The organism is Chloroflexus sp. (assembly GCF_056331925.1).
The window spans coordinates 15,711-31,116 of record NZ_JBWGQH010000012.1 but is presented as its reverse complement, the minus strand read 5'-3'; the positions used below and the strand labels follow the sequence as shown (position 1 = coordinate 31,116).

14 protein-coding genes are annotated in these 15,406 nt (G+C 54.6%); 12 read left to right on the top strand and 2 right to left on the bottom strand.

What is annotated here, in order from left to right; all coding sequences use genetic code 11:
* Nucleotides 1-2 precede the first annotated feature (2 nt).
* From AC01ZF_RS07955 to AC01ZF_RS07905, 11 genes are all read left to right on the top strand, one after another.
* Nucleotides 3-2,222 carry a hybrid sensor histidine kinase/response regulator gene (locus tag AC01ZF_RS07955; RefSeq protein ID WP_424675916.1) on the top strand — a complete coding sequence of 740 codons (2,220 nt, stop codon included), beginning with the start codon at nt 3-5 and terminating at the stop codon, nt 2,220-2,222.
* A gap of 2 nt (nt 2,223-2,224) precedes the next feature.
* On the top strand, nt 2,225-2,584 hold the full coding sequence (locus tag AC01ZF_RS07950; RefSeq protein WP_015941135.1) for a response regulator: 360 nt from the start codon (nt 2,225-2,227) through the stop codon (nt 2,582-2,584).
* A 41-nt stretch (nt 2,585-2,625) separates the two neighbouring features.
* Nucleotides 2,626-3,711, top strand: a complete 1,086-nt coding sequence (gene cheB / locus AC01ZF_RS07945; RefSeq protein WP_424675915.1) for a chemotaxis-specific protein-glutamate methyltransferase CheB — start codon at nt 2,626-2,628, stop codon at nt 3,709-3,711.
* On the top strand, nt 3,708-5,135 hold the full coding sequence (locus AC01ZF_RS07940; RefSeq protein WP_428112510.1) for a CheR family methyltransferase: 1,428 nt from the start codon (nt 3,708-3,710) through the stop codon (nt 5,133-5,135). The genes cheB and AC01ZF_RS07940 overlap by 4 nt, the downstream gene beginning before the upstream one ends.
* Nucleotides 5,135-6,265, top strand: coding sequence for a PP2C family protein-serine/threonine phosphatase (locus tag AC01ZF_RS07935; protein ID WP_428112512.1), 1,131 nt, complete (start codon nt 5,135-5,137; stop codon nt 6,263-6,265). The genes AC01ZF_RS07940 and AC01ZF_RS07935 overlap by 1 nt, the downstream gene beginning before the upstream one ends.
* A gap of 291 nt (nt 6,266-6,556) precedes the next feature.
* Entirely contained in the window at nt 6,557-8,119 is a 1,563-nt protein-coding gene (locus AC01ZF_RS07930) for a tetratricopeptide repeat protein (protein ID WP_424675912.1), read from the top strand.
* A 76-nt stretch (nt 8,120-8,195) separates the two neighbouring features.
* Complete coding sequence (locus AC01ZF_RS07925; RefSeq protein ID WP_015941130.1) at nt 8,196-8,624, top strand: ATP-binding protein; 429 nt, start codon at nt 8,196-8,198, stop codon at nt 8,622-8,624.
* Entirely contained in the window at nt 8,621-8,947 is a 327-nt protein-coding gene (locus AC01ZF_RS07920) for an STAS domain-containing protein (protein WP_424675911.1), read from the top strand. Before AC01ZF_RS07925 ends, AC01ZF_RS07920 begins: the two co-directional genes overlap by 4 nt.
* 158 nt (nt 8,948-9,105) lie before the next feature.
* On the top strand, nt 9,106-10,056 hold the full coding sequence (locus tag AC01ZF_RS07915) for an L-lactate dehydrogenase (protein WP_424675910.1): 951 nt from the start codon (nt 9,106-9,108) through the stop codon (nt 10,054-10,056).
* Nucleotides 10,057-10,086: 30 nt separating this feature from the next.
* The gene (locus tag AC01ZF_RS07910; RefSeq protein ID WP_424675909.1) at nt 10,087-10,467 is read left to right on the top strand and encodes a response regulator; all 381 of its coding nucleotides are present in this window, start codon (nt 10,087-10,089) and stop codon (nt 10,465-10,467) included.
* A 208-nt stretch (nt 10,468-10,675) separates the two neighbouring features.
* Nucleotides 10,676-12,148, top strand: a complete 1,473-nt coding sequence (locus tag AC01ZF_RS07905) for an HD-GYP domain-containing protein (RefSeq protein ID WP_424675908.1) — start codon at nt 10,676-10,678, stop codon at nt 12,146-12,148.
* Nucleotides 12,149-12,162: 14 nt separating this feature from the next.
* Here the strand turns inward: AC01ZF_RS07905 and AC01ZF_RS07900 are convergent, their stop codons facing one another.
* Both AC01ZF_RS07900 and AC01ZF_RS07895 read right to left on the bottom strand, forming a co-directional pair.
* A complete protein-coding gene (locus tag AC01ZF_RS07900; RefSeq protein ID WP_476575277.1) occupies nt 12,163-12,711 on the bottom strand; it encodes a M23 family metallopeptidase in 549 nt (182 codons plus the stop codon).
* Between the two features lie 43 nt (nt 12,712-12,754).
* Complete coding sequence (locus AC01ZF_RS07895; protein WP_428132027.1) at nt 12,755-13,075, bottom strand: hypothetical protein; 321 nt, start codon at nt 13,073-13,075, stop codon at nt 12,755-12,757.
* 426 nt (nt 13,076-13,501) lie between these two features.
* On the opposite strand from AC01ZF_RS07895, the gene AC01ZF_RS07890 reads away from it, so the two are divergent.
* Nucleotides 13,502-15,304, top strand: a complete 1,803-nt coding sequence (locus tag AC01ZF_RS07890; protein WP_424675906.1) for a hypothetical protein — start codon at nt 13,502-13,504, stop codon at nt 15,302-15,304.
* The last annotated feature ends 102 nt before the right edge of the window (nt 15,305-15,406 follow it).

Below are 15,406 nucleotides of genomic sequence, written 5' to 3'. Positions count from 1 at the left end.
TTATGGATCTAACCAGCTTCTATGCACAATTTCGCGATGAGATCGCCGATAATCTCCGTCTGTTGAGCGAAGTTTTGTTGACTATTGAGCAAAATGCCGATGCGGATCGTCGCCGTAGCGAACTGGATCGCGCCTTCCGTGCCGTCCATACGATTAAGGGATCGGCTCGTATGCTCGGCTTCGATCCGATTGCCCAAGCTGCTCACGCACTCGAACACATTCTCGGTCAGGTTCGGCAAGGCCAACGTACCCTCGACCGCAGTCTGACCGATCTGTTGCTCCACGGCGGCGATCTGATCGGGCGGCTGGTGGCTCATGTTCCACATATACCGCCAGCCGAATCGTCGGCAGTTGAACAATTTCTGCAACAACTAAGCTCAACCGACACCACCACGGCATTCACTCCACCTCTATCACCATCACCGTCACCGCCTCCGTCGTCCCAGCCGTCAGACAGCGAACCACCGCGCACGACCCGCCAAACCGTTCGGGTACGAGTCGACCGCCTCGATCGGCTCTTCAATTTGGCCGGTGAACTGGTCATCACCCAACAATGGCTTGGTGAAATTGGGCAAGAGCTGTATCGGCTGCAAGAGACTGTTGAACGCCAACAACGAGCATTGCAGGCACTCGAACAGGAATTGGCCCGTCTCCGCTTTTCCCAGTCACAACGGCAAGCGCTTGATACCCGCATCAATGCCCTGCGCGAAGTGCAAGCGGCTATTAACGATCTGGCCCAACGTCAGAGCGACCGGCTTGACCGCCATTTGGCCCGCCAACAGCTTTTGATTAAAGACCTTGAGCAAGAAGTGATGGCAGTACGGCTGTTACCGATTGCCACCATCTTCAACAATCTGCCACGATTGGTGCGTGATCTAGCAGCCCTAACTAACAAACAGGTGACGATTGAGATCGGTGGCGAAACCACCGAACTCGACCGCAAGGTTCTCGAATTAATCAGCGACCCCTTAGTACATCTGGTACGAAATGCGGTCGATCACGGAATCGAATCACCTGAAGAGCGTATTGCCCTTGGCAAATCACCTACCGGCCTGATCCGGATCAGCGCTACATCTCTGGGAAACGAAGTGCGAATCCAAATCATTGATGATGGGCGAGGGATCGACCCTGAACGTATCCGGGCACGGGCCGTTGCCCTCGGTATGTTGAATACCGAACGCGCGAACCAGCTCGATCTGCAAGAAACGCTCAATCTTATCTTCCAACCGGGCTTCTCAACTGCGCCAACCGTCACCGAGATTTCGGGGCGCGGTGTCGGTATGGATATTGTGCGTGCCAATTTGCTTGAACTAGGTGGACAGGTATGGGTCGACACCACGGTTGGTCAAGGCACAACGATCACGCTCACCATCCCCCTCACGCTCATTACCAGCCGCGTATTACTGGTAAAGGTAGGAAGTCAAATATTGGCATTACCGGCCACAACCGTGAGCAGCATCCTTTGGGTGCAGCGCGATCAGGTACAAGTTATCGATGGTCGGCCGACAGTTGCCTACCAACAGCGCACCGTAGCCCTGCTGACCTTGGCCGATCTGGTAGGGATCACGACCGGCACGCCGCTGACACGCCAGCGTGTCCCGGCCCTCTTGATCAATACTCGCCAGCAACGGGTTGCCTTATTGGTTGATGACCTGATCGACGAACGCGAGGCGGTCGTCAAACCACTCGGCTCACTCTTTGCCCGTCGTCCGGCTTTGAGCGGTGCCGTCCAGTTGAGCGATGGTGGGCTGGTCTTGCTGATCAACCCCCTGCATCTGCTCGAAAGTAACCAACACCAAGCAATCTCATCATCGGTACCCGGTCAGCCGTTACCCCAACCTCAACGACCGGCCCGCCTATTGGTCGTCGACGATTCATTCACAACCCGTGAATTATTGCGCAGTATTTTGCAATCGGCCGGTTACGAAGTTACCGCGGCAATTGATGGTGCCGATGCGCTTGACATGCTCCGTTCTACGACCTACGATCTTGTTGTAAGCGATATTGAGATGCCGCGAGTCGATGGCTTTACCCTCACGTCTCGCATCCGGCGCGAGTTGGCCCTCTCTGATCTGCCGGTGGTGCTGATTACCAGTCTTGCCTCTGAAGAACATCGTCGTCGTGGTCTGGAAGCAGGGGCACAGGCCTACATTGTAAAAAGTCAGTTTAACCAAGACAGTTTGCTGAAGGTGATTCAGCAACTGCTCGGCCACGAGGAGTAGTTATGCCAACCATTTTGGTCGTCGATGATAGCCGACTGGTTACCGATATTGTCAAGATGCGGCTTGAGATGTACGGCTACACCGTCCAACTTGCTCACAGCGGTGAAGAGGCACTGGCCGCAATTGCCGCGAATCCACCCGACTTGTTAGTCCTTGATGTACAGATGCCCGGCATTGATGGCTACGAAGTCTGCCGCCGCATCCGCGAAAATCCGGCGTTGGATAATTTACGGATTATTATGCTCACGTCATCAGACGACAAACGAGCCGCATTTGAAGCCGGTGTTGATGATTATCTTAACAAAGATATCGATCTCCTCAACTTGCCCAATCGGGTGCGCTTGGTGCTAGATATGGAATAAGTGTGTCACACTGATGCCAAACCTACGATAGGTAAAAATCAATGACGAATCCGTTGCGTGTACTTGTCGTCGACGACTCGGCACTGATGCGCCGCTTGTTGCGCCAGATGCTCGAAAGTGATCCGACGATCCGGGTGGTCGGTGAAGCAGGCGATGGTAAAACCGCGATTGCCCTCACCGCCGAACTACGACCCGATCTGATCACGCTCGATGTACGGATGCCGGTTCTCGATGGCGTAGAGACGACACGCCAGATTATGGCCTACCATCCAACACCAATTTTGGTGCTTTCGGCAGCCGTGAGTGGGAAAGATGCCAACATCGCGTTCGAGGCCCTCGCTGCCGGCGCACTCGAGGTTATGGAAAAGCCAAGTCTGACTGACGCCGATTCACTCGATCATTTGCGCCGCACCCTGATCCGACGTATCAAGTTGCTGGCTCGTGTAAAAGTTGTCACCCATCTGCGCGGTCGCCGTCACCCACCCTCTGAAGTACGTACAACCTTGATCGATACCCCCCATCACGTGCGCGGTCCGCGCATTGCTCCTGGTCAGTTTCCGGTGGTGGTGATCGGAGCCTCGACCGGCGGGCCAAAAGTGATCCGCCAATTACTGGCCGGACTACCGAACACCTTTGCCGCCGCAGTGATTGTGGTGCAACATATCGCGCAAGGCTTTGGTGAAGGAATGGCCGAATGGCTGGCCGAAACCAGTACCCTGCCGGTCGAATTGGCCCGCAATGGTCTTGCTCTCCAACCCGGACGTGTCTTGCTCGCACCTGATCAGTCCGATCTGTTGATCAAGTCTGACGGAACGGTCCGATTGAGTATGTCACCACTGTTGCTTCAACGCCCCTCAATCGACATTACAATGACAGCGGTCGCCGAACTGTACGGCGTGCATTCGGCCGGTGTGTTGCTGACCGGTATGGGGCGCGACGGGGCCGTCGGAATGCGCGCCATCCGCCGCGTCGGTGGGTTGACCATTGCGCAAGATGAAGCCAGTTGCACGATTTTTGGTATGCCACGTGCGGCGATTGAACTCGGCGCCGCCGAGTTGGTCTTACCACCCGATCAGATATTGATGATCCTGCGCGAGCGCTTTTCGGCGCCAAAGAGGGTACTATGACACTGCCGCTCGAATCGCTCAGCTCGCTGCGCGAGATGCTTGCTCATTATTGCGGTATCCTGCTCGACGATTCTCGCCTCACGCATTTGCAAACTGCGGTCGAACGGCGTGCGCTCGCTCTCAAGCGCTTGCCCGATCAATACTTGGCCGATCTACTGACCAATCGAGATCGCACCGAGCTACTGTATCTGGCCGAGCCGTTCCTCAACCACGAGACCGTCTTTTTTCGCAACCGGCCTCATATGGAAGCCTTGCGCAAGACGTTGCTACCTACTCTACACGCTACGCTGCCGCCCGGTATGCCGATCAAGATTTGGAGCGCCGGGTGTGCCACCGGAGAAGAACCTTATTCAATCGCGATTACGGCACTCGAGACACTTGGCGAACCCTTACCACGTCCGGTCGAGATTCTCGCAACCGATCTCAGTGCTACAGCAATTGAGAAGGCACGCGCCGGTATCTATCGCGGGCGTACCCTTACCAATCTGACACCGCTTCAACGACTGCGCTTCTTTACTCCGGTGGGAAATGCGCTGACCATCCATGAACGAGTGCGGCAACTGGTTACCTTCATGCAGCATAACCTGCTCGATCCGTTTCCACCGGCAGTACGCGGTACACACATTCTCTTCTGTCAGAACGTGACCATCTACTTTTCGCTCGATACCTGTCGGACACTCATGGCGCGCTTCTACGATAGTTTGGCCGACGGTGGTACACTGTGTCTCGGCTTTTCCGAGACATTATGGAATATTTTTGATCGGCTACGCCCGGTGTCCGTTGATGGTGCGTTTCTCTACCGCAAAGATCCGCCCCGTCAACGGATGGTTGCATCATCGCCTAAACCGTCGCGCCCAACCCTGCATCCAACACGGCCAACGCGGCGGCCAACATCTCCACCTGCCTTCTCTGATCCACTCTTTACCGACGAGACAGTCGTTGTTGAAGGTCGGCGCATGATTGAAAGCGGTCAGATCGAGGCGGCACTCGAACTCTTTGCCCACGCACCACTTGCCGGACGACACGCACCGGCGGTACTGGCCTTAACGGCCCAAGCCCATGCCAACCGTGGCGAACTCGATCTCGCGCTGGCCGAAGCTCGCCGTGCCTTAGAACTCAATCCGCTCGTGACGGAAGCGCATATCTTGCTCGGCTTAATTTACGAACGCCAACAACAATTTACGTTAGCCATTCACCACTTCGAACGAGCACGCTACCTGAACAGTGATTCTCCGCTCGTTGCCTTCCATCTTGCCGAATGCTACCGTCAGACCGATCGGGTAGCCGATGCCATCCGCGAGTACCGCAATACTGAGCGCTTACTGCATTCGTTACCACCCGATCACCTCATCGAAGGAGTTGCAGTATATTGGCTGGCTGAGAGTTGTCGGTGTTGGATCCGCCGGCTCGAGGGGGAGCAATAATGCCTGCGCGTAACGGTCACATACTACCCACACTACTGAACCGTCGCCGGTCATGGCCGAGTTTGCTGGCCCACCGCCAGCGCAGTCTCGTCGGTGTACGGCGGCATGTCGCACCTTCTGCCGCCCCTCCTCCATCACCTGCTGCACCGGCTATGGACGAGGCAGCGCAGCAGCGGGCACGTGAGATCGAACAGGAATTACAATTAGCCCGTGATATTCAGCAGGGCTTGTTACTCGAATCTGCCCCGCACCTCCCCGGTTGGGAAGTCACTGCTATCTCACTACCAGCACGCGATCTCGGTGGCGATCTGTACGACTTCTTACCGCTCACCGATGGTCGGCACGGTATCATGATCGGTGATGTCAGTGGAAAAGGCCTCCCTGCTGCCCTGCGGATGGCCGTGGCGCGCACCGTCTTTCGCCACGAAGCACGTCGCAATATCAACCCAGCCACTACCCTCGCCGCCGTGAATCAGGGTGTATTAAGCGAGATTCCACACGGTATGGTAACCATGCTTTATTTACAGCTCGAGCCACGCACCGGACAGGTATGCTTCGCCAACGCCGGTCATACCTTCCCGTTATTAATTTCCGATACCGTACAAGAACTCGAAGTTGCCGGACTACCGCTCGGTATTGATAGCGAAAGTGAATACGGGCAACAGCAAGCCATCATTGCTCCCGGCGAGAGTTTATTGCTCTATACCGACGGTCTGATCGAAGCCGAGAGTCCGAACGGTACGATCTTCAGCTTCGAGCGCCTCGTTGATCTGATCGTAGCCCACCCCCAACGTAAACCACGCGCTCTTGCCGCCGCACTTGTCCACGAAGTGCGCTCGTGGACGAACGGCATCCTAAGCGATGACGTTACAATGGTCATCCTACGCAGACGACTACTCGATCTGGTCACTGAAATCCGCAGCGTGATCGCCGATGTGATCGGTGTCGAGCGCGTCGATATGCTGTGGGAAACTCTGTTTGCCGGTAATATACCGACCGACGTCGAGGAATGGCGTGAAGCGTTACCCCGTTTACAACCACTCGCACAAACATCGCTCGGTCGCGGCCTTGCACGTGAGCTGATCCAGCAAATCCGCCTAACACTCGATGATTATCGCGCAATTAGCTGATAATCTACACCGTTCGCAACCTCATTGGGCGGCAAGATAGAACTGACAGGCTTCCATCACGCAGCATATTCTACACATTCTTCATCTCATCAAGTGTTAAGAGTGAACGAAAAAAAACATCTCTCGTGAGACATTCTCTACAAACTACCCCTATGACCACTGCTCAATAGTTCCTCTCTTTAAGAAAACTATATATTGTCGTATGTCTTTAAATGGCAATTCTTCAATATACGAAGGGCGACGAGCATGTTATAGTAGATATCAGTATGACACTGGTCGCCGAGGTGCGCTATGGCATCGACCAATGAGCTTCAATTTATGCCCCTCGACCTCGATACCTTTAATGGTAGCGAGCGCTTTATGAGCGGCACCCGCCTAGGGGCAGCGTTTAGTCAGGGAATGCGTTCCTACCTGCGCGCGGCTTACGCCGATGCAATCGAGCATTTTAAGGCTGCCCTCATCGCCGCATACGTTGATGGGGAAGAGCAAGCCCAAATTTACGAGCGCGAACGGGCAATTATCTATCTCTATATCGGCAACTCGCTTGCCTTCCAAGATCATTGGGAAGAGGCATTGCGCGAATATCTCGAAGCGGTACAGACCGATCCGCAACTGGCTGAGGCCCACTACAACCTCGGCGTCGCCTTTGCCGCCCTCGGACAAATCGACCGGGCCATCGCCGCCTTCAAAGAAACGCTCGAACACAACCCCAACCTCTACGAAGCCCACTTTGCGCTTGGTCGCTGCTACCAACGAATCGACGATGCCGGTCGGGCGTATATTCACTTCAGTAGCGCCTGCAACGCACGCCCGCAAGCTGCCGAGCCACGGTACTATATGGGCTTGATGCACCAAAGCCACGGTGCGCACGAGCTAGCTCAACGCTGCTTTGCCGAAGCGCTGCGCGTTGAACCGACGTTTGTCTCACCCGAACCATTACCCGACGAGCCACTCGTCAACCGTAGCGAAGAAGAGGTGGCTCAGTGGTATTACCGGCTTAGCCAGGCCCTCAAGCAACAAGGATATGAAGAAGAGGCCGAGCGGATCTACCGCGCCTTGCTTCAGTGGCGTCCACAAGAGTACGCTGCCCGTTACCTCCTGGGCAACCTTTTGGCTCGCCAACGTCGGTTTGACGAAGCCTACGCCGAATATGAGCAAATACCACCGCAACATCGCCATTATGTTGATGCATGCCTCCGCATGAGTGCCATCTTGCGTTTGCAAAAGAAGCCCAAACAGGCCTATGAAATCCTTTTCGCCTGCGCCCGTCTTAATCCGCACCACGGCCAGCTCTTCTTGCAGATGGGTAAACTCCTTTACGATATGGGAATGACCAAGCAAGCGGTCCGCGCCTTCGAGCGCGCCGTTCAATTGCTCCCGACCGATGCTCAAGCCCATTACTTCCTTGGATTTGTGTACAATACGATTGGACGCGACACGTGGGCACTCGCTGCTTGGCGCAAAGCCGTGCAGCTTGCCCCTGATGCGCATTCATTACGCTTTGATCTTGGCTACATGTACATCCGACGGGGTCGTTACGATCTTGCAGCGAAAGAGTTCCAGCAAGTACTCGAACAGTGGCCCGACGATATAGAAACGCAGTTCATGCTCGGATTATGCTACAAAGAGCTGCTCGAACCGTCGCGCGCTATCCCCTTGTTTGAAAAGGTGCTTCGCCGCAATCCACGTCACGCCCAAGCTCTCTACTACCTGGGTGCATGCTACCTCCAAGTCGGCAACACCTCACTCGGCAAGGCGTACCTGCGCCGGTACGATCATCTTATCCGTCAAACCGAAATAACGAACGGCAGTCGGGCGCGATCACTACCTAAACCACAGTTGTCTTCACCATAACCGGCAATGCTATGGTTCACCCGATCCGCTACACTAAGATCAGGGTGAACCAGGCAACACAGGTAGAGGCACAAGCATGCAACGAGTCGAGTTGCGCATTCCATCCATCCCGATCTTCGAACGCGTGGTACGCGCGAGTGCTGCTGAAGTCGGCAGTGCCGCCGGCCTTAGCCCTGAACAGGTTGAAGACCTGAAATTGGCGGTTAGTGAAGCGGTCAATAATGCTATCGATCACGGTAATCGCGGCGATACCGCCAAACTGGTCGGGGTGATTTTTGACATCGACGGTGATAAACTCGAGATCCGGATAAGTGATCAGGGCAGTGGAATCGAACAGCTCGATGTTTCACGGCGGGTCATCGATGATGAACGACTCGAAGCCGGCTATCTGCGCGGTTTCGGGATGTATCTCATTAGCGCGCTGGTCGACGATTACGAGGTGGTCTCATCACAGCAAGGGACGGTGCTCACACTCCGTCTCTATCGGAAGGATCGGCAACAATGAGTGACATTATTCGACGAGAAGAGTTTGGTGATGTGGTCGTCCTCCACATCTTGACGACCAGTGTTGATGCTATCTCGGCTGCCGCCATTGCTGCCGAATGCCAAGAGATGCGTCCGATAACGGTACTCGATTTTAGCGAAGTATCGTTCATCAATTCGGCCGGCATTTCGGCGTTGCTTAAATTCGTCGTGAATGCCCGTAAAGCTGGCTACCAACTGTTTGCGATGAATGTCACACCACACCATCAAAAAATCTTTAAGATGGTTGAGATGTCGCGTTATATGCCGACCATCGAAGAGCGAGATTTAGCTGCATATCGCTGATACAGCGAGACGGTTATGATCTGCCATCGCTCGTAAGGGCTACCCCAAGATAACAAATTGATGACATCGGTGATACGATGCACCGACAACCGTTGCGTTGCGCGCAACCTCCAGCGTGATATGGTATCATAATGGTGCAATCGTTTAGGAGGTTTCGCATGAGCTTACGCAAACGCACCGGTAAAGTTGGCGTGGTTGGCACCGGCATGGTCGGCACTTCATTCGCGTATGCCCTGATGCAGCGCAGCCTTGCCGGTGAACTGGTGCTCATTGATATTGACCGGGCACGCGCCGAAGGTGAGGCGATGGATTTGAACCATGGCCTGCCTTTTGTCCGCCCAATGCGGATCTATGCCGGTGACTACGCCGATCTTGCCGACGCCGATCTGATCGTGATCGCTGCCGGCGCTAACCAGCGCCCCGGCGAAACTCGTCTCGATCTACTCGGTCGTAATGCGGCTATCTTTCGGGAAATGATCCCTGCAATACTGGCTGCCAATCACGACGGGATTATTGTGGTGGCAACCAACCCGGTTGATATCCTGACCACCATCGCTGCGCAAATCGCCGGTTCCGACGCTAACCGTGTGATCGGCTCAGGCACCATTCTCGACACAGCACGCTTCCGCTATCTACTCGGTCAGCACTACGGCGTTGATCCGCGCTCGGTGCATGCCTACATCGTCGGCGAGCACGGTGATAGCGAATTGGCTTTGTGGAGCCTGGCCAATATTGCCGGCGTTCGCTTAGTCGACTTTGTTGGTGCTAACGGGCAAGGCTACGATCAGGCTGCACTCGATGCGATCCTCGAACAAACCCGTAATGCCGCTTACGAAATTATTAAGCGTAAACGGGCTACATACTATGCTATTGGCTTGGGTTTGTTGGCGATTGCCGAAGCCGTTCTCCGCGATCAACACACCGTAATGACCGTGAGTAGCTTGATGACTGGCCAGTACGGTGTCACCGATATTGCCATTAGTTTGCCAACCATTGTTGGTCGTGACGGTGCAGAAGAGGTGCTTAATCTACCGTTGTCAGACCAAGAAGTCGCTCTCTTCCAACGCTCGGCCAATCTTTTGAAAGAGTACCTCGCTCAGGTAAGTTAAGACGAATCCAGCAGTCGAGGAGAGTGCGCCGTGCCACCCACGATTATGATTGTTGAGGATGAACCTGCTACCCGTCGGTTATACCGATTTCTCTTGCGGAATAGCGGTTATAACGTGATCGAAGCCGAAGACGGTATCGATGCGCTTGAGAAGTTGGCAGTGCAAGAATGTGATGTCATTATTACCGATATGAATATGCCACGTATGGGTGGCATTGAACTAGTGCGTACTCTCCGCCAAAATCATTCGCAGGTCTATGTGATTATGGTTACGGCTTACGGCGCTCCTGATACGGAGAAAACCGCTCTGCGCATCGGTGTTAACGAATATTTAACCAAGCCATTCGACTTCGATGAACTTGAGCGACGTTTGCAGAGTTATTTCTCACGGCGCAAACAAGACGATTCATAACTCTACGTAGGAGGGGAGGTTATTCCTCTGCTAATTGCAATTTTGTCATTCACTACACCGTACCTATCGTCATTGTGCAACATTGCTCTGCTATGCTATTACCGACTCTGTAACGGTAATACGATGTGACATATCGACAGAGTGACATCGGAAATATACCGTGACGGTAAGACATGTATCAGCCACTGCAAGCCTGAGGAGCCTTTATATGGCGGATTACGTTCCCTCCTCCTCCACCCGCCCACGGATCCTCGTTGTTGAAGATGAAACTACTATCCGGGAGTTCTGTCGTCTCCTCCTTCGACGCGAGTACGATGTTACCGTTGCTGAACATGGTCAAGCCGCCATCGAGCTGCTGCACACCCAGACCTTTGACCTCGTAATAACCGATCTCCAGATGCCCCACCTCGACGGTCTCGCGTTGGTACAGTACCTGCGTACCCACTGTCTGGAAACTGACGTAATCGTTATGACCGCGCATGCGACGGTCGAAACGGCCCGTGAGGCGCTCAAGCTCGGTGCTCTCGATTATATCTCCAAGCCGGTTGACGCCGAACAGTTACAGAAGACAATCCGCACCGCGCTTGAGTTGCGCCGGGTACATCACGAAAAGGAGCGCCTCTCCGATTTCGTCCTGATGTATCAGTTTAGTCAAGCGATCGCCACCTCGCTCAATATTACCGAACAAACTGACCGCTTGCTCGAATTCATTATTCGACGCTTCGCTCCCATCCACATCGGCTTGTCGCTGATCGATACTGATGGTGAAACCTTAGTGGCACTTACCGGCGCGGCAAAGCACGAGCATTTACCAATTACCGCCTTCGACGAAGATCAACTGCGGACTGCCCATCACCACCTAATCAACGTGCCACCGGTACCCGCCGACCGATTGTTGGAAGTGGTACTGCGCAGCCGTGATCGACCGATCGGTATGCTCACCCTTGGCCGTTCTGAGTCACAACCAGTCTTTGATGCCACCGAACGTCATCTCATAGAAGTATTTGCTTCACAGGCTGCGGTGGCTCTCGATAATGCACGTCTCTACCACGCCCTCAAAGATCAACACGAGCAAACCATCGCAGCTCTTGTCGGAGCTATTGAGGCGCGTGACTCGTATACATACGGCCATTCTCGTCAAGTAACGCGCTATGCAGTGAAACTGGCGCGCGAATTAGGGTTGAGCGATGCCGAGATCGAACAGATTCATTACGCCGGCTTACTCCACGACATTGGCAAAATCGGTGTACGCGACGACATCTTGCTCAAGCCCGGCCCCCTCACCGCAGAAGAACTGCTCGTCATGCAGCGCCATCCTGAGATTGGTGTTCGCATTCTCGCCCAAATTCGTGGACTGCGTGATGTATTGCCGATTATCGCCGCCCATCACGAGCGGGTCGACGGTAATGGGTATCCATATGGCCTGTGCGGTGAAGAAATTCCACTAGGTGCCCGCATTTTAGCCGTCGCCGATGCTTTCGAGGCGCTGACCGCCGATCGTGCATATCGGGCAGCCCTTGATCCTGAACAAGCATTGCAAATTTTGCAACGCGGGCGTGGCATTCACTGGGATGCGCATATCGTTGATACCTTCGTCCGCCTTATGCGTCGCGAGCGGCTGTGGGAACAAGTACCACGCCTGCGCCAAGCAGTACCTACGACGAGCACAGTTGATTCGTAAGTAGCCTCGTAGATTTAGATGACGGTATCGATAATACGCGCAACAATGGCAAAGACACCGAGCAGGATCAACCCGAACGTGATAATACCCCCGAGCAATTCCCGAAGTGTTGGCTTGACTACTACCACCGACTCGATGAGTTGAGCGGGGCAATCTGCCGGGGCGGGCTCTACCATCTGATCGCGCTGAATGAAGCCTTGAGCCAGACAGACTGTGCTGTTGCTATCACTACGTCGCACCCGACGAAAGGTGATCGGTAACCCAATAGCGGTAAAGAAGTCAGCCTGATCTTGCAGTTGAAAGTGGAGATGCGGTTCGCTCGAATGTCCGGAATGACCACAGGCACCGATAGGTTGCCCGGCATGCACAGTCTCACCAAGTGTTACCTTAATGCTACCCCGTTGCAAATGGGCGTAGAGCGTGTAGACATGCTCATGATGCTTGATAATAACGTAATTTCCGCGGAGATCAGGTGTGGTAATATCGATCCATCCGGTGCCCGCCCAGGGACTATCGCGAATATCGTTGCGCAGCGCAACAACGACGCCATCGGCAGCGGCCAGTACCGGCTGCCCGAAGGCAAGGTAATTGGTCGGTCGGCGCGGATCAACCCGAATAGCTCAGACCAGTTGCTTCATCGCCTATAACGAAATCATACGCATATCGCTGGCCGATCAATTCCCAAGAATGAGATGTTGGTGGATCAACCCCACCATTGACAACCTTCCAGCGTCCATGAAACGGTAACTGTACGGTAAACGATTCATCGTAGGCGACACCGTGCCGGAGACCGCGCCATTGGGCTACTACTTGCCCGGCGGCTTGACGGAGCGTTAAGACGAGACCGTGGAGGTTGAAGAGCATCCAGATAGTTACTGAAGTGAGGTAGGCGATGAGAATTCCAATCGTCTGAAGGGGAGTAGGCATAAGCGTTCCCTTTCGTGACCGCTTTTCCGGCAAGACAGGGTTAACGTGATTATTATACACGTGAGTACCGGTACGTAAGGTGCCATGTCTTCTCCATTCAGGAACCTGCACGCGGGGTGGCAATGGGTTACTGTTGCACCGTATATATCGTGCAAAATGGTCGCCGGTTAACGAGGCAGCGTACCGTTATTTTGTAGACCGAAATTATGACTATTGCCCGGGAACAACTCCCTATCACTTGACGTTGAATCAGACAGACGAGTATAATCGCGGCGGTCACCCGCTCTACTGTCTCAGCTTCTGTGCCTTTCGCGAGCAAGCTGAGAGGAGTCTATTACTGTGTTTTCAGACGGGATTGGCTACCATAATGTCGGATGATCATCACGATCATGCCGCAACGACACCGAATCGTAAGGGAGACCGTACATGACACAAAAGATTGTTGCAGTGCTGGGAATGCTGGTACTCGCAGTATCACTGCTTACGTGGCCTCAGCCCGGAGCAGCCCAGGGCGGTGTGCCCGACACCTATCCACCATATCAAGCCCGTTACTTTCCCGAAACCGGTCATAGCGCGGTCAATTGGTTTTTAGAGACGTGGAAGAACACCCCGAACGCACTGTTTGTATTGGGGTATCCGATTTCAGAACCGTTTATTGAGGAAAGCTTTACCGAGCCGGGTAAATTCTACCGCGTTCAGTACTTTGAGCGGGCTATTCTCGAAGAGCATCCCGAAAATTTTGGCACCCAGAACAATCGTTACTACATCCTAGGTCGCCTGCTCGGTCGGCGGCTCGTTGAGGGTCGTGAAAATGAGCCACCCTTCCAGCGCGTACCCGACCCCGGCGATGGCACGTGGTTCGCCCAGACCGGCCACACCTTACGCGACAGTCCAGCCCCATTCCGCACCTTCTGGTTGAACAACGGTGGCCTTGAAGTGTTCGGCTACCCGCTCTCCGAGCAATTCCAAGAACGTAATCAGGCAACCGGTGAGATCTACTGGGTACAATACTTTGAACGCCAACGGATGGAATGGCACCCCGACGAGCCTGATCCGCGCTACCGGATACTGCTCGGCCTGCTGGGGAACGAGTATCGAGACCTGCGCCACCGTAACAATCCGGCGTTCAACTATCGCCCAGCCGATCAGGCGTTACCACGTCAGTTTATCTACGGTTTCAACGCTCATCTCTATGGTCAGGGCACAGCATGGCAAGATCGCAACCGGGTTTTGCAGATGAGCCGCGACGCCGGCATCTACTGGATTCGCCAGCAGGTACGTTGGATGGATTTGCACGACCGTTCGGGCGCAATTTACTGGGCTGAACTCGACAACATTGTGGCCGACGCCAACCGACAGGGCGTCAATCTCTTGCTCAGCGTGGTAGCCGCACCCAGTTGGGCAACAGCAAACGGTAGCAACGGCATGCCACGACGCGAGAACTTCAAGGATTTCGCCTATTTTATGGGTGAGATGGCCAAACGCTACAAAGGACGAGTACAGGCGTACCAAATTTGGAACGAGCAAAACCGCGCCTGCGAAAACGGTGGCGACTGCGCACGCGATGGTGGGGTTGGCGGCCGCGTAGCCGATGCGAGTTACTACGTCGATCTGCTTGAAGTTGCTTATAAAGCGATCAAGGCTAACGATCCAATGGCGATAGTCGTCAGTGGTGCACCAACGAGCACCGAGACCAACAACCCCAATATTGCACTGAGCGATACGTCGTACATGCGCTCGATGGCGTCCAATCCCAAGTTCCGCACCAATGTCGATGCAATTGGTGTACATCCGGGAGGGCACTACAATCCGCCTGACACACTCTGGCCCGACCGGCCTGGCCCCGGCCCCCAATGGCGAACCAGCCGTGAGTTCTACTTCCGCCGCATCGAGGACATTCGCAACGTGCTGGTTGAGAACGGCTTAGCCGACAAGCAGATCTGGATTACCGAGTTTGGGTGGGCAACACGCAACAACACCCCCGGCTACGAGTACGGTAATTCAATCTCGTTCGAGCAACAGGCCGAGTGGATCGTGCGGGCCTTCCAGATCGGTCGCCGTGAGTATGCACCATGGGTTGGGGCAATGTTCCTTTGGAACCTAAACTTTGCCGTACCGTGGCGAGCGCAAGGTAATGAGTTACACGAACAGGCATCATTCGGTGTGATCAACGGCGATTGGAGCCCACGTCCGGCATGGTACGCAATCCAAGCAATGCCCAAAAACTAGTAGGCCCGCACGGCGTGCAGGCCTGCACGGCGAGCAGGCCCACCTGCAAACTCGGTGGGCAGCTACTCGCCACACCGACCAACCTTGTGGTACCTACGACGT